The organism is Streptomyces sp. 3211.6 (assembly GCF_003634815.1).
In the GTDB taxonomy this organism is placed as follows: domain Bacteria; phylum Actinomycetota; class Actinomycetes; order Streptomycetales; family Streptomycetaceae; genus Streptomyces; species Streptomyces katrae_A.
Genome location: NZ_RBXC01000001.1, coordinates 4809771 through 4830501, shown reverse-complemented (window position 1 = coordinate 4830501; position 20731 = coordinate 4809771). Strand labels below are relative to the sequence as shown.

Annotated in this window: 12 protein-coding genes; 4 read left to right on the top strand and 8 right to left on the bottom strand. The window is 74.1% G+C overall.

The window, feature by feature from the left end:
• Positions 1-50: 50 nt before the first annotated feature.
• The 7 genes from BX286_RS22445 to BX286_RS22415 form a co-directional block, all read right to left on the bottom strand.
• The gene (locus BX286_RS22445; RefSeq protein ID WP_121016141.1) at positions 51-1715 is read right to left on the bottom strand and encodes a hypothetical protein; all 1665 of its coding nucleotides are present in this window, start codon (positions 1713-1715) and stop codon (positions 51-53) included.
• Between the two features lie 180 nt (positions 1716-1895).
• On the bottom strand, positions 1896-3695 hold the full coding sequence (locus tag BX286_RS22440; protein WP_079429346.1) for a GMC oxidoreductase: 1800 nt from the start codon (positions 3693-3695) through the stop codon (positions 1896-1898).
• Between the two features lie 69 nt (positions 3696-3764).
• Positions 3765-5396: a succinic semialdehyde dehydrogenase gene (locus BX286_RS22435; protein ID WP_121016139.1), complete on the bottom strand. Its 1632-nt coding sequence runs from the start codon at positions 5394-5396 to the stop codon at positions 3765-3767.
• 118 nt (positions 5397-5514) lie between these two features.
• Complete coding sequence (locus tag BX286_RS22430) at positions 5515-7182, bottom strand: serine/threonine-protein kinase (protein WP_121016137.1); 1668 nt, start codon at positions 7180-7182, stop codon at positions 5515-5517.
• A gap of 114 nt (positions 7183-7296) precedes the next feature.
• Entirely contained in the window at positions 7297-8457 is a 1161-nt protein-coding gene (locus BX286_RS37510) for a hypothetical protein (protein WP_261993494.1), read from the bottom strand.
• Positions 8458-10077: 1620 nt separating this feature from the next.
• Positions 10078-12690 (bottom strand): serine/threonine protein kinase, encoded by a 2613-nt coding sequence (locus BX286_RS22420; protein WP_121016135.1) that lies wholly within the window; start codon positions 12688-12690, stop codon positions 10078-10080.
• Positions 12691-12840: 150 nt separating this feature from the next.
• Positions 12841-14547, bottom strand: coding sequence for a glycerol-3-phosphate dehydrogenase/oxidase (locus BX286_RS22415; RefSeq protein ID WP_079429343.1), 1707 nt, complete (start codon positions 14545-14547; stop codon positions 12841-12843).
• Between the two features lie 253 nt (positions 14548-14800).
• Between BX286_RS22415 and BX286_RS22410 the strand changes: the two genes are divergently transcribed.
• The 4 genes from BX286_RS22410 (at position 14801) to BX286_RS22395 (ending at position 19490) form a co-directional block, all read left to right on the top strand.
• Entirely contained in the window at positions 14801-16030 is a 1230-nt protein-coding gene (locus BX286_RS22410) for a nucleotide sugar dehydrogenase (RefSeq protein ID WP_079429342.1), read from the top strand.
• 181 nt (positions 16031-16211) lie between these two features.
• A complete protein-coding gene (locus tag BX286_RS22405; RefSeq protein ID WP_079429341.1) occupies positions 16212-16682 on the top strand; it encodes a hypothetical protein in 471 nt (156 codons plus the stop codon).
• 91 nt (positions 16683-16773) lie between these two features.
• Positions 16774-17742 (top strand): hypothetical protein, encoded by a 969-nt coding sequence (locus tag BX286_RS22400; protein WP_148710290.1) that lies wholly within the window; start codon positions 16774-16776, stop codon positions 17740-17742.
• 11 nt (positions 17743-17753) lie between these two features.
• Entirely contained in the window at positions 17754-19490 is a 1737-nt protein-coding gene (locus BX286_RS22395; protein WP_100863063.1) for a pitrilysin family protein, read from the top strand.
• Positions 19491-19556: 66 nt separating this feature from the next.
• On the opposite strand, the gene BX286_RS22390 is transcribed toward BX286_RS22395, so the two are convergent.
• Entirely contained in the window at positions 19557-20681 is a 1125-nt protein-coding gene (locus BX286_RS22390; protein WP_079429338.1) for a GuaB3 family IMP dehydrogenase-related protein, read from the bottom strand.
• Between the last annotated feature and the right edge of the window lie 50 nt (positions 20682-20731).

Sequence of the window (20731 nt, the reverse complement as noted above, 5' to 3'; positions counted from 1 at the left end):
GCCGGTCCGGGGGACGCCCCGGGCCGGCCGTTCGTTCGTCTCGGACGGTCCTACGCGTGCCCGCCCTTGCGGCGGCGGGCCGAGAGGAACAGCGCGCCGCCGACGGCCAGCAGCGCGGCCGCGCCGAGGCCGAGCAGGCCGGCCTGGCTGCCGGTGGAGGCCAGCGGACCGCCGCCGCCCGTGCCGCCGTTCGCGGTGGCGCCGGCGCTCGCCGAGGGGCTCGGGGAGGCCGAGGTGCTCGCGGAGGTGCTGGGCGAGGGGCTGCCCGACGGGCTCGGGCTGGGCCCGGTGGACGTCGGGTTCGCCGTGAAGGCGGCGAGGTTGTTGGCCAGGACGGGGTCGAAGGAGTGCCGCTGCGGCTCGCCCTTCGGGCCGGGCGCGCCGACGCGGAGGGCGCCCTTGGCGTCCTTGACCGCCTTCTCGATCTTCAGCTCGAACGGGAACTCGACGTTCTCGCTCTCCAGCACGGAGGGCGCGGTGGCGCACCGGTAGACGGCCTCGCCGACCGCGCGGCAGGCGGCGGGGACCGTGACGGCCTTCAGGCCCTCCGGGAGCTCGACGTCGACGACGGCCGCGGGGGCGCCGCCCTGGCCGGCGACCCAGGCCGGGCCGTTGTTGCGGACGGCCACGACGGCCTTGGCGGTGGTGCCGGCGGCGCCCTTGACGATCAGGGGCTCGGCCTCGAAGTCCGCGGTGTTCTGGACGGTGAGGACCGCCTCGCGCTTGTTGTCGGCCGGGTTGAGGTCCGGGCCGTGCTCGGCGAGCGCGGCCTGCGCCGCCTTGCGGGCGACCAGCTTGCGCGAGGCCTTGCCCGCCGCGTCGCCGGCCTTGGGCTTGTCGGCGCCGTTCTGCTGGGTGGTGCCGTTCTGCTGCGCGGCGGAGTCCGCCTGGGGCTTCTGCGGGACGGGCGCCGGGTAGATGCCGTAGCCGAACCGCTCGCCCAGGGCGTTCGCGCCGGCCTTGAGGTGCAGCGGGCTGTCCCCGGCCAGTTCGTAGGAGGCCTTGGCCTCGAAGTCGCCCTCGATGGTGCAGACGACGTCGGTCGCGGTGCGGGTGGTGCGGTAGGTGCAGTTGTCGTACCGCTCCGGGAGCTCCAGGCCGTGGCTGGCCTCCAGCTCCAGCACGACGCCCTTGGCCGGCTCGTTGCCGTTGTTGCTGAAGGTCAGCGGCAGGTCCTGGCTCTCGCCCGGCTTCAGCTCCTTCTTGAGCCTCATCTCCCCCATGACCAGGTCGGGTGCGCCGACCTTGATGCCGGTGGGCAGGGCGGGGGTGACGGTGGCACCGGCAGCCGTGCCGGTCACGCTGACCACGCCGACACCGGTGCTCTTCCCGGGGACGACCTCCAGGTCCACGCCGGCCGGGACGCCGGGGTGCAGGCCCTGCTGCTTGCAGACGAGCGTGGCGCCGGCGGTGACGCACTTCTTGACGGCCGCGCGCGGGCTCTCCTGGACGGTCGCCACCCCGCCCAGCTTGGAGAGGTCGACGGTCAGGGTGAACTCCCCGTCGAAGGCGGCGGTCCCGGCCGGGGCCTCCAGCCGGTAGTTCAGGGCCGTCGGCGTCGGGGAGCCGGTCGCGGGGGCGGGCGGGAGGACGAGGCCGGGCGGCCCGGTCAGGCGGAAGACGGGTTCCGCGGCGTTCGCGGCGGTGGCGGGGAGGGTGACGAGTCCCGCGGCCACCAGGCCGCACGCGGCCAGCAGGGAGATGCGCTGTCTCATGCCCGGTGTGACCCCCGGACGTACGCCTCGGTTGCACCGCCGACCATGTGACCGACACCACAGCTTCACCCAAAGCATTCCGGTACAACCTTTTCCGGCGACCGCCTGTCCACTCCTGTACTGCGGCGGGTACCGCGCTCGGAGGGGGAGCGCGGTACCCGCCGCGGTCGTTCGCGGAACTCAGGCCTTCGCTTCCGGTTGTCTCGGGGGAATCTCCGGGACGGCGAGGAAGGGCAGCCGCAGCGCGCCGAAGGCCCCCTCGGGGACGGCCGGACGGACCGGTTCCACCGCCGCGAGACGTCGGTACGCCTCCCCCTGCGCGGGGCGCGGGTCCGCCTCCCCGTTGTTCGGCCAGTACGACATCGCCCGCTCGGCCTGGGCCGTGATGGTCAGCGACGGATTGACCCCGAGGTTGGCGGAGACCGCCGCTCCGTCGACCACCGAGATGCCCGGGTGCCCGTACAGCCGGTGGTACGGGTCGACCACGCCCTCCTCGGGGGTGGCGCCGATCGGGCAGCCGCCGAGGAAGTGCGCGGTCAGCGGGGTGCCCATGAGCTCGCCGACGTTGCTGCCGGGGAAGCCGTTGATCTCCTCGGCCAGCAGGGTCGCGGCCTCGGTGGCCTCGGCGATCTGCACCGGGTTGGGGGCGCCGTGGCCCTGGCGGGCCGTCAGCAGGCCCTTGCCGAGGCCTCCCGGTTTGCGGTAGGTCGTCAGGGAGTTGTCCAGCGACTGCATGACCAGGCCGATGATGGTCCGCTCCGACCAGCGCCGGTTCGACAGGGACCGCGCCAGCTGCACGGGGTGGCGGGCGGTGCGGGCGAACCAGGCCCGCACCCGGTGCGCGCTGAGGGGTACCTGGAGGACCGTCAGGAACCCCATGGCGTTGGAGCCCTTGCCGTAGCGGACGGGCTCGATGTGGGTGTCGGCGTTGGGGTGCACGGACGAGGTGATGGCCACGCCCCGGGTGAAGTCCGCCCGGCCCGCGGCGGGGTGGCGCCTGCGGTAGCGGCGGTCGTCGGTCTGGGCGCCGACCAGGCCCTCGGAGTTGGTGCGGGTGAGGTCGCCGAGCCGGCCGGAGATGCGGGGCAGTTCGCCGCGGTCCTTCATGGTGTGCAGCAGCGTCTGGGTGCCGTACGTGCCCGCGGCGACGACGACGTAGCGGGCGCGCAGCACCTTGGCGCGGCCCGAGCGGCGGTGGTCGGTGGGGACCGTGCGGACGCGGTAGCCGCCGTCGGGGTGCTCGGCGAGGGCGGTGACGGTGGTCATGGGGTGGATGACGGCGCCGGCCCGTTCGGCCAGGTGCAGGTAGTTCTCGTTCAGGGTGTTCTTCGCGCCGTGCCGGCAACCGGTCATGCACTCGCCGCATTCGGTGCAGGCCTTGCGGGCGGGCCCGGCGCCGCCGAAGTAGGGGTCGGGGACCTCCTGGCCCGGGCGGACCTTCCGCTGTCCCCCGGCGTCCCCGCCGTCGCCGAAGAAGACGCCGACGGGGGCCATGTGGAAGGTGTCGCCGGCGCCCATCTTCTCGGCGGCCGCCTTGAGGTGGACGTCGGAGGGGGTCATCGTCGGGTTGAGCCGTACGCCGAGCATCCGCTTGGCCTGCTCGTAGTACGGGGCGAGTTCGGCGTGCCAGTCGGTGATGGAGGCCCACTGGCGGTCCTCGAAGAAGGCGGCGGGGGGCACGTAGAGGGTGTTGGCGTAGTTGAGGGAGCCGCCGCCCACTCCGGCGCCCGCGAGCACCATCACGTTGCCGAGCAGGTGGATGCGCTGGATCCCGTACAGCCCGAGGGCGGGTGCCCACAGGTAGTTGCGCAGGTCCCAGCTGTTGCGGGGCAGGCTCTCGCGGGTGAAGCGGCGTCCTGCCTCCAGGACGCCGACCCGGTAGCCCTTCTCGGTGAGCCGCAGTGCCGAGACCGACCCTCCGAAGCCCGATCCGATGACGATGACGTCGTAGTCGTAGTCGTCTGTCTGGTCGTACGACACTGCGCGGTGCCTCCCGGCGGTCGGTCGTGCCTGGTGCCCTGGGGTGCTGCTGCGGGGGGGTGGTGGGGTCTAGCGGAAGCGGAGTGCCTTGAGGACCTTGAGGCTGCGGGTCATGAACTCGGCGTACTTCGCGTCGTCCATGCCCAGCGAGGGCGCCATCGGCAGCAGCCGCTGGTGGGCCACGGTCTGGGCCTCGGTGTACTTGAGGATGCCTTCGGAGCCGTGCCGGCGGCCGAGCCCGGAGTCCTTCATGCCGCCCATGGGGGCCTGGGCGCTGCCGTAGGCGGGGGCGTATCCGTCGTTGATGTTGACGGTGCCGGTGCGCAGGCGGGCGGCGACCGCGTGGCCGCGGCGGGCGTCCTTGGTCCAGACGCTGGAGTTGAGGCCGTAGGCGGTGGCGTTGGCCTGGGCGATGACCTCGTCCTCGTCGGTGAACCGGTAGACGGAGACGACCGGGCCGAAGGTCTCCTCGGCGCAGACCGCCATGGGGGCCTCGACGCCGTCGAGGATGGTGGGCTCGTAGAAGAGGGGGCCGATGTCGGGGCGGGCCACGCCGCCGGCGACGAGGGTGGCGCCCTTGGCGACGGCCTCGTCCACGTGCCGCCGTACGTTCTCCAGCTGGCGTTCGCCGACGAGGGAGCCCATGTCGGCGCCGTAGGCGAGGGAGTTGCCGAGCCGCATGGCCTTGGTGCGGGCGGCGAAGCGCTCCAGGAAGGCGTCGGCTATGGAGGCGTGCACGTAGAGCCGCTCGATGGAGATGCACAGCTGTCCGGCGGAGGAGAAGCAGGCGCGGACGGCTCCGGCGGCGGCCTTCTCCACGTCGGCGTCGTGCAGGACGAGCATGGGGTTCTTGCCGCCGAGTTCGAGGGAGACCCCGACGAGGCGGGCGGCGGCGCCCTGGGCGACCTCGCGGCCGGTGCGGGTGGAGCCGGTGAAGGAGACGTAGTCGGCGTGCCGGACCACCTCGGGGCCGACGACGGGGCCCTCGCCGAGGACGACCTGGAAGACCTCCGCGGGCAGCCCGGCCTCGATGAGCAGGTCGCGGGCCCACAGGGCGGTCAGGGCGGTCTCGGTGTCGGGCTTCATGACGACGGCGTTGCCGGAGACGAAGGCGGGCAGGGCGTCGCCGACGGAGAGTTCGAGCGGGTAGTTCCAGGGGGCGATCTGGCCGACGACCCCGCGCGGCTGGCGCAGCTCGGTGACCTTGGTGAGGGTGGGCATGGCGCCGGTGTGGCCCTTGGGGCGCAGGTAGGCGGGGGCCTTGCGGCCGTAGTGGCGGGCGGCGACCGCGACGGCCTGGACCTCTTCGTGGGCGTGCAGGCGGGCCTTGCCGGTCTCCAGCTGGATGAGGTCGAGGACCTCGGACTGGCGGGCGAGGACCAGGTCGTGGAAGCGGAGCAGGACGGCGGCGCGCTGCCGTACGGGGACGGCGGCCCAGGCGGGCTGGGCGGCGCGGGCCTTGGCGAAGGCCTCGGCCACGTCCTCGGGGGTGGCCTCGGGGAGGTCCGCCAGCTTGGCCCCGGTGAAGGGGGTGTGGTTGGCGGTGCTGCCGGAGCCGGTGACCCCGCGGGTGAGCCGGGTGATCAGGGCGGGGGTCACCACGTCGGCGGCGGTGCGGGCGCCCGCCGGGGCCGGGGCGACCGGGTTGGTGGGCCGGGGTGCGGAGCGGAGGGGGGCGGCAGCAGCCTTCGAGTCCGTCATGGCGGTGAGCGTATGCCGCCCCGGGGGCTTTGGGTACCCGTGGGTAACCGGATTTTGCCAAGTCTGCCAGTAATCGCTGGCACGATGGCCGGGGCCGGGCGGAACGGTCCGCCCCCGCTCACTTCTTCTTCGGCGCCGGCTCCCAGCCGCTCAGGACCACGTCGAACTGGGTCCGGGTGGTCTCCCAGTCGGCCGCCGGACCCGACATGTACACCCCGTACTCGGTGCCGTCCGGGGCGATGTACATCTGGTCGATCGCCCGCCGGGGCCCGGCGAGGGCCCCCTTCTCCGTCCAGCTGAAGTCCCACAGGGCGGCGCGGGTGCTGTCGTGGAAGGTGTTCTGGTTCAGCGCCTGCCGCTTGTAGTCCGTCCGCTCCTTGAGCTGCTTCTCCATGTCGAGCAGGTGCATGTACGGGTTCGGGTAGTCGGGCGTCGGGTCCATCGCGATCCGGATGAAGTGCTTGCCCTCGTCCGGGGTGTAGTCGATCTGGTTGCCGTTCAGCCGCCGCTTCCAGCCCTTCGGCACGAACAGCGTGAAGCCCTCCGGGTCGGTGACCTCGGTGTAGCCGGCCGGCGGGGCGTCGGCCTCGTCCTGCCCGTCGGGGACCGAGGCGTTCTTGTCCGAGCCGGGGCCGTCGTCCCCGCCGGTCAGCCTCAGCAGGCCGAAGACCCCGCCGCCGCCGAGCAACGCCGCGACCACGGCGACCGCCGCGACCTTCTTGACCCGGCCGGGCGGCCGCCCGGCGACCGCCGTCGCCGGCTCGGGCAGGGTGGCGGTCGGGGCGGGCGCGGGACCGGGGTGGGGGTACTGGGGCTGGTGTGGCTGCTGGTGCGGCTGCTGGTGCTGGTGCGGCTGCTGGTGCTGGTGCGGCTGCGGGGCGGCGTCCGCGCGGGCGGGGGCCCGCTCCTCGGCGCTCACCACGCGGGTGGGCACGTACGCCTGCGCGGCCCTGGGCTCCCGGCCTTCCATGGCCTCGATCAGCATCCGCTCGGCCTCGCCCGCCGAGGGGCGCTCGGCCGGGTCCTTGCGCAGCAGCGCGGTGATGACCGGGCCGAGGGGACCGGACTGGCGCGGGACCGGCGGCTCGTCGTTGACCACGGCCTGGAGGCTGGAGATCGGCGAGGTCCGGCGGAAGGGCGAGCGGGCCTCGACGGCCGTGTACAAGGTCGCGCCCAGGGACCACAGGTCCGAGGACGGGTCGGGGGCGCCGCCCGTCACCCGCTCCGGGGCCAGGTAGTCGATGGAACCCACGAGTTCACCCGTCCGGGTGATGGAGGAGTCCCCCTCGATCGCCGCGATCCCGAAGTCGGTGAGCAGCACCCGGCCGTCCTTGGCCAGCAGCACGTTGCCCGGCTTCACGTCCCGGTGCATCACGCCGACCGCGTGCGCGGCGCGCAGCGCGCCCAGGACGTGGAGGCCGATCCGCGCCGCCTCACGGGGCTCGATCCGCCCGGCCGCCTTGGCGGCCTCCGCGAGGGAAGGGCCGTCGATGTACTCCATGACGATCCACGGCCGGTCGTCGTGCTCCAGGACGTCGTGCACCGTGACGACCGCGGGATGCTGGATCCGCGCCGCCGCGCGGGCCTCCTTCTGCGTCCGGGCGTACAGGACCTCCCGGTCGGCCTGGGCCACGTACAGGGCCGCCGTCAGCTCCTTGACGGCGACCGTCCTGTGCAGCAGCTGGTCATGGGCGCGCCACACCTTGCCCATGCCCCCGCTGCCGATGGGTTCCACGAGCCGGTAACGGCCCGCGAGCACCGCGCCCGCGCCTGTCTGCTGTTCCACGAATTCCCGCCGCTCTGTGCACTCCGGGCCAGATTACGGAGCCTGCGGGCGGTGCCGGAACCGGGCGGGGCCCGTGAGACAGCACTGTGACGCAATCGCCGTACTGATCGGCCGTCAGCCTCCGGCCTGGTAACTGGCCGTGGCCTTGTCGAAGACGTCCGTGACCCTGTCCTGGTTGTCCTCCGGACCCGTGACCATGACCACGTGGTAGCTGCCGCCGAGCGCGACCACGAAGTTGCGGGCGAACAGGGAGCGGCCCGCCGCGTCGATCCAGGTGTAGCGGCCGGTCACGCGCAACTGCTGGCCCACCCTGGTGGACTTCACGTCCCCGCCGGAGGCCCAGGTGGAATTGCGGTACGGGGCCAGCTCCGCCTCCTTGTCCTTCTGGTAGCCGAGCGGGTCCGGGGAGCCGCCCTCCACCCGGTCGCGGCCCGGGACCACGATGAGGGTGAACTGGCCCTGGGTGTAGCGCACCTGGCCCGCCTCGTTGATGGACTGGCGCTCCCAGCCGTTGGGAACGGCGATCGTGAAGTGCGCCGGGTCCTGCTGGAGGGTGTAGCCCTCGGGGGCCTGCTGCGCGGGCGGCTGTGCGGGCGGCTGCGTGCCGGAGGACGGGGCGGCCGGGGACGGCGACTGCTGCGGGGGCTTCTGCGTCCCGGGCGGCGCCGGGGAGGGGGGCGCCGGGCTCTGGACGGCCGTGGGCTGCTGGGCCCGGCCGGCGTCCTGGTCGCCGGCGCCCGGCAGGAACAGCATCGCGTACGCCACCCCGCCCACGAGCAGCGCCAGGACGGCGACCAGCAGGGTCCGGCCGAGGGAGCGGGGCTTGCGGGGGGCGTCGGGGTTGCGGTGGCGGCCGTGCAGGTCCCCGCGGCGGCGCACCTCGGGCAGGCGGGCGGGGTCGGGCTCGGGCAGCGGGAACACGAAGTCGCCGTCGGGCTCCGGGGCGGAGCGGACCAGCGAGCGCAGCCAGCCGCGCAGTTCCTCGAAGTCGGGGCGCTCGGTGGGGTCCTGGCGCAGCAGGGACTCCACGACGGGACGCAGCGGGCCGCACTCCTCGGCGAAGGCGGGGGGCTCGGCGCAGACCATGTCCACGAGCTCCGCGACGCTCTCTTCGGGGTACGGGGCGTGTCCCTGGACGGCCCGGTACAGCAGGGCACCGAGGGCCCAGAGGTCGGTGGCGGGGCCGACGGGGGCGGCCAGCTGCCAGGGGCCGCCGTGGACGGCGCCGGCCTGTTCGGGGGCCCAGCGCTCGGTGACGGCCCCGACGACGGCCATCCGCGTCTGCCGCGCCCGCTCGGCGTCCAGCCCACTCCGAGGACCGCCACCCCCCTGCCCGCCCCCCAGCCCCCACCCCGCCCCCCGGCCCCAGGGGCCGGGGGGACGGGGGCGGCGGCTTCGGCAGCACGGCTGCCCGGGACGACGGGCAGAGCCTCGGTGGTGTCGGACGGGTTTCCCTCCCGGGCCCCGCCCGCGGGCTGCGGCCGGCCCTCGCCCGGGCGGGCGGCGGGCGCCGGGGGGTCGGCCTGGCGGTAGCCCTGCGGGAGCGCGAGAGCCGCCGGGAGCGTGGGGCGGGGCGGGGCGGGGGGCGGCTCCGGCCACTGCGGCCCGGGGCCCGGGGGCTGGTCCGGCTGCGGGTGAGGACCCAGCTCCCCCTGCGGATGCGGCTTCGCCTGCCGGTAGGGGGCCTGCTCCGGCTGGGGATGAGCCTCCGGCTGCCGGTAGGAACTGTGCTCCGGCTGCGGATGCGCCTCCAGCTGCGGGTAAGAACCCTGCTCCGGGCGCGGGTGCGGCTCCGGCTGCGGGGGCTGGTCGTGGTCGGGGGGCTGTTGGCGTTCGGGGTCCGCCGGGCGGCGGGGGGCGGCTCCGTGCCAGGGGGTGTCCGGGCCGCCGTACGGGTACGCGTACTCCTGCGGCAGGTTGGCCCCGGTCGGCGGCAGCTGCGGGACGACCACCGGGCCCCGTACCCCGCGCTCCTGCGCCACCTTCTCGGCGGCCGCGCGCGAGCCGGCCCGGTAGGCGGCGACCGTCCCGGCGCGGGCCGCGGCCACGGCCTCGTCACGGCTCCCCGCGGGCCGGGCGGGGGGTGCGGGCGGGGCCGGGGGCTCGGGCTCGGGCTCGCGGTCCGGGAGGATGTGGTCGGAGTAGCGCGGCCCCGTGTCGTACCCGGGCGCCACCAGCGGGGCGTACACGGGCTGCCGGGGCGCGGCGGGGGCGTCCGTGCCCTCGTCGCCGAGCTCCCCGGGCGGCACCGGGTCGTAGCCGCACAGGGCGTCCTCGGCGGCGCCGGCGGCGAGCCCGGTGAGGACGACGCGGCCGTCCTCGCATATCAGCACGGTCCGGACCGTGATGTTGCGGTGCGTCCACCCGTGCGCGTGCAGCACGCGCAGCGCGGTCAGCACGTCCGAGGCCACCTCCGCCGCCCGGTACGGGTTCATCGGCTCGTCGGCGATCAGCGCGGCCAGCGGCCTGGCGGGGACGAGTTCGCTCACTATCCACAGCGAGCCGTCCTCGGCGAACACGTCGAAGACCTGGTCCAGGCGGGGATGGTCCGGTACGGAGGCGGCGGCCTGGGCCGCGGCTATCGCCCGCCGAACGGCGGGGAGTTCCCCGGCGGCGGACGGCGCCGCACGGGTGCCGTCGAGCAGTTCGGCGTCCACGACCTCCGGCAACGGCACGTGCCGGACGAGGACTTCCTGCCCGCTGCGGGTGTCGAAGGCGCGGGTCTCCAGCAGTTCGTACTCGTCGGACGGAGGCAACGGCAGACGGTAGCGGTCGGCCAGGATCCGGCCGGCGTAGTCCTCCACTTCGCCTCCCCCGAGTGCGGTGGGTTCCCCTTGGCCCCCGCTGACACGATACGTGGCCCGGGCCGCCCGCGTCCCGGGCTTGCGAGGGCCATCAGCCCAACTGCTGGAAGGTGTCGAAGGCGGTGTTGCGGATCTGCGTGCACTCGGGGCCGTCCCACTGGTCGGCCGGGCAGCTGATCATGATGGCGTAGCCGTTGTTGGCGTCCGCCCTGAAGCCGCGGTCGAGCACGCGGGTCCTCATGCCCTGGTCCTCGCGCTCGAACTCCAGGTCCGCGACGGTCGGGTAGTTGCGGTACGAGACGGTTTCGAGGCGGATCTGCCGGTAGTTCCTGCTGCTGCCGGCCACGCCCGGGACCATCTCGGCCCAGGCGGCCCGGGCGTCACTGCCCGGGCTGTCGGTGTGGTCGACCTGAATACGGGGGAAGCCGCCGGAGCGGCTGTATATCGCGCCCGAGCTCTTGCCGGCCGTGCCGGTCTGGTGGAAGCCCTCGGGCATCGCCATGGCGAACCGGAAGCGCGGGTCCGTCACCGTGGTGAACCCGGCGGGCAGGCCCGCCCCGCCCCCGGGGCCGCCCGGGCTGGCGCCCTGGCCCTGGCTCTGCCCCTGGCTCTGGGCGGGGTCGGTGCCGGGGTTCGCGCCGGACGCGGCCGGGCTCGGGCTGCCGCCCTGGCTCTGGACCGGGGTCGGGCTCGGCGAGGAAGCCTGGGACGCGGCCGGGGAGTTGCCCGGGGACTGGCCGGCGGAGGCGACCGGGCCCGGGCTGCCGCCCTGGCCCTCGTCCTTGCGGCCGTCCTTGTCGTCCTGACCGCTGACCGCGTACGCGATGAGCGAGCCGATGACCGCCAGGACCACGAGCACGCCGGCTATCGCGAGGGCGATGGTGCGGCGCGGCATCACGTCGGTGAGGGAGGCCGGGGCCACCGTCGAGGGACGCTTCGGGGCCTCGGCGGCGGAGGCGGCCGCGGCCTGGGCCGCCGCCGCCTTACGGGTGGCCTTCAGCGCGGCGCGGGCACGGTCGCGCTGCTCGCGCTCGCGCCGCTCCCGCTCCTTCTTCGCCGCCTTCTCGGCGGCCTTCTCGGCCTCCGCATCGGCCTTGGTGAGGGAGATCGGGCGGGTCTCCTCCACCGGGACGGGCTCGGGGGCCGGGAGCGGCTCGGGCGCGTTGATCACGGCGGTGAGCATCGACCGGGCGCGGTCCTCGTCCAGCCGCATCGCCGGGTCCTTGACCAGCAGGCCGTAGATGACCTCGGTCAGGGCCGGACCGGCGTTCTTGGGCGGGTCCACCGCCTCGGTCATCACCGCGGTGAGGGTGGCGAGCGCCGAGCCCTTGTCGTACGGGGGCACGCCCTCCACGGCGGCGTACAGCAGCCCGCCGAGGGACCACATGTCGGCGGGCGGGCCGGGCTTGTAGCCGCGGGCGCGCTCGGGGGAGATGTAAGAGGGGGCGCCGACGAGCATGCCGGTGGAGGTGATGGAGGGGTCTCCCTCGACCTGGGCGATGCCGAAGTCGGTGAGGACGACGCGGCCGCTGGCGGCGATGAGCACGTTGGACGGTTTCACGTCGCGGTGCAGGATGCCCTGGCGGTGCGCGGCGCGCAGGACGTCGAGCACGGCGAGGCCGACCTCGGCGGCGCGGCGCGGGGACAGCGGGCCGTTCTCCCGGACGAACTCGGCGAGGGAGGGACCCTCGATGAGCTCCATGACGATCCAGGGCCGGGCGTCTTCGTCGACGACGTCGTAGACGGTGACGGCGCCCTCGTTGCGGATGCGCGCGATGGCCTTGGCCTCGCGGAGGGTACGGGTGATGAGGCGGCGCTTCTCGTCCTCGTCGACGCCGCCGCCGAAGCGGAGTTCCTTGACGGCGACGGTCCGGCCGAGCACCTCGTCCTCGGCCCGCCACACCGTTCCCATGCCGCCCCTGCCGAGCACGGCCCCGAGCCGGTACCGCCCCGCGAGCAGCCTGCCCTTGCGCTCCCCGCCCGCCGCGTCGGCGTCCTGCGGGCCCTCCTCGTCCGCGGGCTCCACGTCCTCGGGGGCGCCCACCCCGGCCGTGCCGCCCTTCCCGCCCGCGGACGCCGGCTTCGCCCCGGCGTCCTGCGGCGCGGCCTCCGCCACGGCGGGCCGGGCCTCCTCGGGCGTCGGTGCCGTGCCGTCCCCCGTCGCGGGGGCCGTGGCCCGGTTTCCGGACGCGGGCTTGGCGCCGCGCTGCCCGCCGCCGGGCGCCGGCTTCCCGGCGGGCTCCTCGGCACCCCGGGCTGCCGCAGCGCCGGAAACGCTCCCGGAGGCGGGCTCCGCACCCTCGGACCCGGCCCCCGAAGCCGCCTTGTCCGCGGGCGCCTTGTCCGCGGGCGCCGGCTTCGCGTCCTGCTCCGCGGCGCCGGACGGGGACTTCGCGGCGCCGGACGGGGGCTTCGTGGCGGCGGGCTGCTCGTCCGGCGGGGTGTCAGAAGCCTTCTCCGCACCGGGCTCGGGGGCCTCGGGCTGCTTCGGCCGGCCCGCCTCGGACCTCGGCCGGGGCACGGACGCGGCGGCGGGCTCCGCCGCGGGACCGTCGGCCTCCGCCCGTGCGGCGTCGGCCTGCGCAACGTCAGATCCGGTCTGGGCGGCCGGCTTCACCGCACCACCGCCCCCGGAGGCACCGTCACCCTCACGCTTCGCCCCAGGCGCCTCGGCAGGCGACTCGGTGTGCTCCGGCTTCGACATGCGTCCCCTCTGCGATCGTGCAGCCTGCCCCGGCTGCCCCCGGCAGCCACCGGGGGCAAGGTAACCCACCCCGGCAGAAACCTCATTGTTGCTCACTCCGCATCGGACGGGAGCCCCGGGGCCAGCGGTTCCCCCGTCCGGATCGCGGAGTTACAACGGCACGATGTCGGGCGCCCCCAGCCGGGCCGCGTCGGCCGTCTGGTCGTCCGGCTGGCGCTGCGATTCGCGCTCCGCCTGAACTCTCTTCTCGTAGTGCTCCACTTCGTTCTCGATCTGCCGCTTGTCCCAGCCCAGCACCGGAGCCACCAGTTCCGCGCATTCGCGCGCCGAGCGGGTCCCCCGGTCGAAGGTCTCGATCGAGATGCGGGTCCGCCGGGTCAGCACGTCGTCCAGGTGGCGGGCCCCCTCGTGCGAAGCGGCGTAGACGATCTCCGCCCGGAGGTAGTCCTCCGCCCCGGTCACCGGCTCCCCCAGCGCCGGGTCGGCCGCGATCAGCTCGAGTAGTTCCTCCGTCAGCGACCCGTACCGGTTCAGCAGGTGCTCCACCCGCACCGCATGCAGGCCCGTCCGCGCGGCGATGCGGGCCCGGCCGTTCCACAGGGCGCGGTAGCCCTCGGCCCCCACCAGGGGGACGTCCTCCGTGACGCACTGGGCGACCCGCTGGTCCAGCCCGTGCACCGCCTCGTCCACGGCGTCCTTGGCCATCACCCGGTACGTCGTGTACTTGCCGCCGGCCACCACCACCAGTCCCGGCACCGGGTGGGCCACGGTGTGCTCGCGCGAGAGCTTGCTCGTCGCGTCGGACTCCCCCGCCAGCAGCGGCCGCAGGCCGGCGTAGACGCCCTGGACGTCGTCCCGGGTGAGCGGCACCGCCAGCACCGAGTTCACGTGCTCCAGCAGGTAGTCGATGTCGGCGCTCGACGCCGCCGGGTGCGCCTTGTCCAGGTCCCAGTCCGTGTCCGTGGTGCCCACGATCCAGTGCCGCCCCCAGGGGATCACGAACAGCACCGACTTCTCGGTCCGCAGGATCAGTCCGGTGTTGGAGTGGATCCGGTCCTTCGGGACCACGAGGTGGATGCCCTTGGACGCCCGCACATGGAACTGTCCGCGTTCTCCGATCAGCGCCTGGGTGTCGTCCGTCCACACCCCGGTCGCGTTCACCACCTGCTTGGCGCGGATCTCGTATTCGCCGCCGCTCTCCACGTCGCGCACGCGGGCCCCGACCACCCGTTCGCCCTCGCGCAGGAAGCCGACGACCTTCGCCCCGTTGGCGCAGTGCGCCCCGTACGCAGCGGCCGTCCGGACCAGCGTGGTCACGTAGCGGGCGTCGTCCATCTGGGCGTCGTAGTACTGCAGGGCCCCCACCAGGGCGTCCTTGCGCAGCGCCGGGGCGATCCGCAGCGCCCGCTTGCGCGACAGGTGCCGGTGCGTGGGCAGGCCGCGCCCGTGCCCGCTGGAGACCGACATCGCGTCGTACAGGGCGACGCCCGAGCCCGCGTAGAACCGCTCCCACACCTTGTGCTGGAGCGGGTACAGGAACGGCACCGGCTTCACCAGGTGCGGGGCGAGCCGCTCCAGCAGCAGCCCGCGCTCCTTGAGGGCCTCGCGGACCAGGGCGAAGTCGAGCATCTCCAGATAGCGCAGGCCCCCGTGGATGAGCTTGCTGGACCGGCTCGACGTCCCCGACGCCCAGTCGCGCGCCTCCACCAGCCCGGTCGACAGGCCCCTGGTCACCGCGTCGAGCGCGGTGCCGGCGCCGACCACCCCCGCGCCGACGACCAGCACGTCCAGTTCCCGCTCGGCCATCCCGGCGAGGGCTTCCGCGCGCTGCGCGGGCCCCAGTGTCGCTGTCCTCACGGCTGCCTCCCGTTGGTGCGGGCGAACCCGCTCGATGCGGGTGATCCCGCTCACATCTCCCGTTTTCCGATTCTGACCGGCCGCACCGACATCAGCCACCGGCTGTGGACAACACAGGGATGGCCACACCCCCAGAATGCGACATATCTGTCATATATACGCCTAGTCTGACATTGCGCCAGCTCCATTCGTCCACAGGACTTGCGCGCACCGCCCCCTCATGCATGCCAGGGAAGGGAAGGGACGGCCCCCCATGCCCGCAGATCTCGCCGTCATCGGACTCGGCCACCTCGGCCTCCCCCTCGCCCAGGCGGCCGTCGCCGCCGGGATCGAGACCGTCGGCTACGACAGCGGCCCCGCCACGGACAGCCCCCTCACCGCCGCCGAGATCCGCCGTATGTCGGCGGCCGGCTTCCGCGTCACCACCAACCCCGCCGAACTCGGCCGGGTCCGCACGGCCGTCATCTGCGCCCCCACCCAGCTCGGCGCCGACCGCGCGCTCGACCTCGGCGCCGTCGGCGCGGCCGGCCGCACCCTCGCCGCCCGGCTGCGCCCGCACACCACCGTGATCCTGGAGTCCGCCGCCCACCCCGGGGTCACCGAGGACTACCTGCGGCCCATCCTCGAAGAGGGCTCCGGCCTGCGCGCCGGACGCGACTTCCACCTGGCCTACTCCCCCAGCCGCCTCGACCCCGGCAACCGCACCCACACCATCGCCAACACCCCCAAGGTCATCGGCGGCCTCACCCCCGCCTGCACCGAGTCCGCGCACGCCTTCTACGCCCGCCTCACCGAGAAGGTCGTCCGGGCCCGCGGCCTGCGCGAGGCCGAGACCGTGCAGCTCCTGGAGACCAACTACCGGCACGTCAACATCGCCCTCATGAACGAGATGGCGGTCCTCTGCCACGACCTCGGCGTCGACCTGTGGGACGTGATCCGCTGCGCCGAGACCAAGCCGTACGGGTTCCAGGCCTTCCGGCCCGGCCCCGGCGTCGGCGGCCACGGCGTCCCGCTCGACCCGAACTACCTCCCCCACACCGCCCGCACCCCCGGCCACCCCCTGCGCATGGTCGGCCTCGCGCAGGAGATCAACGACCGGATGCCGCAATACGTCATCCAGCGCTGCGCCACCCTGCTGAACGAGCACGGCAAATCCGCCCGCGGCGCCCGCGTCCTCCTGCTGGGCGTCACCTACAAGCCCGACCTCGCCGACCAGGAGGGCTCACCCGCCGGCGAGATCGCCAGCCGCCTGCTCGACCTGGGCGCCCTGATCAGCTACCACGACCCGTACATCGCGGGCTGGCGGGTCCGCGACCAGCCCGTCCCGCGTGCCGACTCCCTGTACGAGGCCGCCGCGAACGCCGACCTGACGATCCTGCTCCAGCACCACCGCACGTACGACCTGCAGGGCCTGGCGGTGAAGGCCCAGCTCCTCCTCGACACCCGCGGCGCCAGCCCGGCGGGCGCGGCCCACCGCCTCTGACCACCCCCACCGCAGGTCACGGCCCGGTCCCGGTCCGATCACATCCCGCCGCGCACCCGATCATCCGACCGAAATCCCTCCGTCGAATGCCGTAGTCCCCTGCTAGCCTGCGGCGTCACTTATCTCGCACTTATGCCCACCGGGCACACGTGCGCCCGAATCCCTGGGGGGGATTTCCCGCATGAGCCAGAACTTCCAGCCGCCCGCGCCCTCGTCCTACACCCCGGCCCCCGCCCAGGCGCCGGCCCGCGGCGGCAACGTGGCCCTGGGTGTCCTCGCCGCCGTCGTGGCCGGCCTCGCGGCCGCCGGTGTCTACGGCGCGATCGTCAAGGCCACCCACCACGAGATCAGCTACGCGGCGGTCGGCGTCGGCGCCCTGGTCGGCTTCGCCGCCGGCAAGCTCGGCGGCCGCAACGCCGTCCTGCCGGTCGTCGCCACCCTGGTCTCCGTGGCCGCCGTGCTCGCCGGCCAGCTGTTCGGCATCGCCCTCGACGGCGCCGACCAGCTCTCCGAGAGCGTCGTGGACGTCCTGACGAACCGGACCTCCGACGTGATCGACAGCTGGAAGGAAGGCGTGAACCCGCTGACGTTCCTGTTCCTCGCCATCGGCGGCTACGCCGCCTTCCAGGTCGGCCGCAAGACCGCCGCGTGACGACCGCAACGCGCTGAGCAGGAACTTTCCCCCGAACCGGCGCCCCGGACCCACTGTCGGAATCCGCGGCGCCGGTCATATGATCCGCGGCGTGTCTGCTCTCACGCCGCCGCTCGGCCGGCCGCTCACCGAACCCACCGAGTACATCCGGGACCTGGCCGTCCTGCGCTCGGCAGTCCAGTTCCGCGACGCGAAGTCCGTCGCCGCCGCTTTCGAAGCCCTGCCCGACGAGGACGCCCGCGCCAGCGCCTCCTGGACCGTGGCGGAGACCCCCGGCTGCGGGGACTTCCTCCGCGAGACCGCGGCCGGCCACCCTGGCCACCCGCTCTTCCGCACGCTCTACGCCAACCACCTGATCCAGGCCGGCTGGGAGATCCGCAGCGGCGCGCGCGCCGAGCACGTGAGCCGCCAGCAGTTCGACTCCTTCCACGCGCACCTGCGGCACGCCGAGGTCCTGCTCATCGACGTCTGCGCCGAGTACCCGGCGTACGCCCTCGCCTGGTACCTGCGCATCACCACCGCGCGCGGGCTCGAACTGGGCCAGGGCGAGGCCCGGCGCCGCTACGAGCGGCTCGCCGAATACCACCCCCACCACTACTCGGGCCAGTCCCAGCTGCTCCAGCAGCTCTGCCCGAAGTGGGGCGGCAGCTGGGAGGCGGCCGAGGGCTTCGCCCGTGCCTGCGCCGAAGCCGCGCCCGAGGGCGGCCCGCAGGGAGCACTGGTCGCCGTCGCCCAGATGGAGCGGTACCTGGAGATCCAGCGGGACCAGAACACCCGCGCCGCCGAAACGTATCTGCGCGAGCCCATCCAGCACACCGCGCTGCTGCATGCCGCCGCCCGCTCCGTCCTGCACCCGGCCGCCCGTACCGACTCCTTCACCTACGTCGGCGCCCACAGCGCCTTCGCCACCGCCCACAGCGCCGCGGGCCGCCACGCCGACGCCGCCCCGCACTTCCGCGCCCTCGGCGACCGCACCACCGAGTTCCCCTGGAGCTACCTCGGCGCGGACCACTCGGCCGTGTTCGCCCGTCACCGCAAGACCGCCCTGGCCCAGGGCTGAGGAAGACCACCATGACCACGGAAACCCCGTACGGCCACACCACCGAAGACGGCATCACCCACACCACCGTCAACGGCATCCGGACCGTCCTCGCGCCCGGCTCCGGCCCCGTGACCGCGGGCCTGCTCTTCCGCGTCGGCCGCGCCGACGAGACCCTCGCCACCAGCGGTGTCACCCACCTGGTCGAGCACCTCGCCCTGCACCACCACGGCCTGAGCGACCTGCACTACAACGGCGCGACCGCCTCCACCTACACCCACTTCCACGTCACCGGCACCCCCGCCGACGTGGCCGAGTACCTCAACGGCGTCTGCGCCGCCCTGCGCAACCTGCCCCTGCACCGGCTGGCGACCGAGAAGGAGATCCTGCGCACCGAGGCCGCCCACCGCTCCCAGGGCCCCGCCCACGACATGCCCCTGTGGCGCTACGGCTCCCGGGGCTACGGCCTGACCAGCTACGGCGAGTCCGGACTGCACCGGCTCACGCCCGCCGACGTCCACGACTGGGCCGCCACCTGGTTCACCGCCGAGAACGCCGTCCTGTGGATCACCAGCGACACCCTCCCCGAGGGGCTCGACCTCACCCTCCCCACCGGCCAGTGGCGGCCCGCCCCGCAGCCCACCTCCGCCCTGCCCACCACGCCCGCCTACTTCCGGGGCCCCGACGGCGTGGCCGTACTGACCTCCGTCATCCCCCGCTCGACCGCGGGCAGCCTGTTCGCCGAGCTCCTCGGCAGGGAGCTCTTCCGCGAACTGCGCCAGAAGGGCGGCTACTCCTACACCGCGGCCGCCGACTACAGCCCGCGGGACACCGACTGGGCGACCCTCACCGCGTACGCCGACGCCCTGCCCGAGAAGCAGGACGCGATGATCGGCGCCTTCGTCGACGTCCTCGCCAAACTCCGCGCCGGCCGCATCGAGCAGGCCGACCTGGCGGCCGTGCGCACCTCCGTGCTCAGCCAGTTCGACCATCCGGAGCCGGCCATGGCCAAGCTCCCCTCCGAGGCGATGAACCTGCTGCTGCGCCACCCGTCCCTCAGCTACGCCGAGTCCCGCGCCGAGATCGAGGCGGTCACCGTCGCCGACCTCCAGCGGATCGCGCGCGAGGTGTGGGCGAGCGCCCTCATGCAGGTCCCGGGCCGGGGCGTGGACTGGGCCGGGCTCACCGAGGCCCCCACCGGGTCGGAGGACTTCGTCACCGGACGGCGCTACTCCGCGGTGGAGGACCGCGACACCACCCTGCTCGTGGCACACGACGGGCTCAGCGTGGTCCGCCCGAACGGCCGGCTGACCGTCCGGTACGCCGAGTGCTCCCTGATGCAGGTCTACCCGGACGGCGGCCGCCACCTCGTGGGCCACGACGGTTTCAGCATCACGGTCGAGCCGACCCTGTTCGGGATCACGGCGGCCGAACTGGCTCCCGTGGACGCCGGCGTCCCGCCCGCCGTGGTGGTGCGCATGCCGCCCCGCGACCCGTCCCGCATCCCGCAGCCCCGCCCGGCGGCGGCGGCCGCACCGAAGGGGCCGCAGCCCCGCGAGGCCTGGCTCACCGCGGTGCTGTGGCTGCTCGGCATCCCCGCGCTGCTGTCCGGCGCCTTCGCGGCCATCGCCGCCCTCGCCATGGTCTCCGAGCCGGATGCCCAGGGCTCCGACGAGTGGGAGGGCCTGGTCATCATCTGGATCCTCGCGGCGGTGTTCCTGATCCCGTGGGCCGTCCTGCTGCGCCGCCGTCAACGCGGGCTCGGCTGAAACACGCCGGAGGGCCGGCACCCCGCTCGGGGTGCCGGCCCTCCGGCGTGTGTACGGGCAGACGGGTCAGCGGCGGTGCTGGGAGTCCGCGACCGTGACCTCGACGCGCTGGAACTCCTTGAGCTCGCTGTAGCCGGTCGTGGCCATCGAGCGGCGCAGGGCGCCGAAGAGGTTCATCGAGCCGTCCGGGGTGTGCGACGGGCCGGTGAGGATCTCCTCGGTGGTGCCGACCGTGCCCAGGTTGACCTTCTTGCCGCGCGGCACGTCCTCGTGGACGGCCTCCATGCCCCAGTGGTTGCCCCGGCCGGGCGCGTCCGTGGCACGGGCCAGCGGGGAGCCCATCATCACGGCGTCGGCGCCGCAGGCCACGGCCTTGGGGATGTCACCCGACCAGCCCACCCCGCCGTCGGCGATGACGTGCACGTACCGGCCGCCGGACTCGTCCATGTAGTCGCGGCGGGCCGCGGCCACGTCCGCGACGGCCGTGGCCATCGGGACCTGGATGCCGAGGACGTTGCGCGTGGTGTGCGCGGCGCCGCCGCCGAAGCCGACGAGGACGCCCGCCGCGCCGGTGCGCATCAGGTGCAGGGCCGCCGTGTAGGTGGCGCAGCCGCCGACGATGACCGGGACGTCGAGCTCGTAGATGAACTGCTTGAGGTTCAGCGGCTCGGCCGCGCCCGAGACGTGCTCCGCCGACACGGTGGTGCCGCGGATGACGAAGATGTCGACGCCCGCGTCCACGACGGCCTTGGAGAACTCGGCGGTGCGCTGCGGGGAGAGCGCGGCGGCGGTGACGACACCCGAGTCGCGCACCTCCTTGATCCGCTGCCGGATCAGGTCGGCCTGGATCGGCGCGGCGTAGATCTCCTGGAGGCGCCGGGTGGCGGCGTCCTCGTCCAGCTCCGCGATCTCGTCGAGCAGCGGCTGCGGGTCCTCGTAGCGGGTCCACAGGCCCTCGAGGTTCAGCACGCCGAGGCCGCCGAGCTCGCCGATGCGGATGGCGGTCTGCGGGGAGACCACGGAGTCCATGGGGGCGGCCAGGAAGGGGAGCTCGAAGCGGTACGCGTCGATCTGCCAGGCGATCGAGACCTCCTTCGGGTCCCGCGTACGCCGGCTGGGGACGATGGCGATGTCGTCGAAGGCGTACGCCCGGCGGCCGCGCTTGCCGCGCCCGATCTCGATCTCAGTCACGTGTGGTGGCCTTTCCTCTGGGTCTGCCCGTCCAGTATCCCCGAACCCCG

Bases quoted from the DNA above. Each gene is read 5' to 3' on its own strand.
- BX286_RS22445 (WP_121016141.1), bottom strand. From the start codon at position 1,715: ATGAGACAGCGCATCTCCCTGCTGGCCGCGTGCGGCCTGGTGGCCGCG.
- BX286_RS22435 (WP_121016139.1), bottom strand. From the start codon at position 5,396: ATGACGGACTCGAAGGCTGCTGCCGCCCCCCTCCGCTCCGCACCCCGG.
- BX286_RS37510 (WP_261993494.1), bottom strand. From the start codon at position 8,457: ATGGCCGTCGTCGGGGCCGTCACCGAGCGCTGGGCCCCCGAACAGGCC.
- BX286_RS22420 (WP_121016135.1), bottom strand. From the start codon at position 12,690: ATGTCGAAGCCGGAGCACACCGAGTCGCCTGCCGAGGCGCCTGGGGCG.
- BX286_RS22410 (WP_079429342.1), top strand. From the start codon at position 14,801: ATGCCCGCAGATCTCGCCGTCATCGGACTCGGCCACCTCGGCCTCCCC.
- BX286_RS22405 (WP_079429341.1), top strand. From the start codon at position 16,212: ATGAGCCAGAACTTCCAGCCGCCCGCGCCCTCGTCCTACACCCCGGCC.
- BX286_RS22395 (WP_100863063.1), top strand. From the start codon at position 17,754: ATGACCACGGAAACCCCGTACGGCCACACCACCGAAGACGGCATCACC.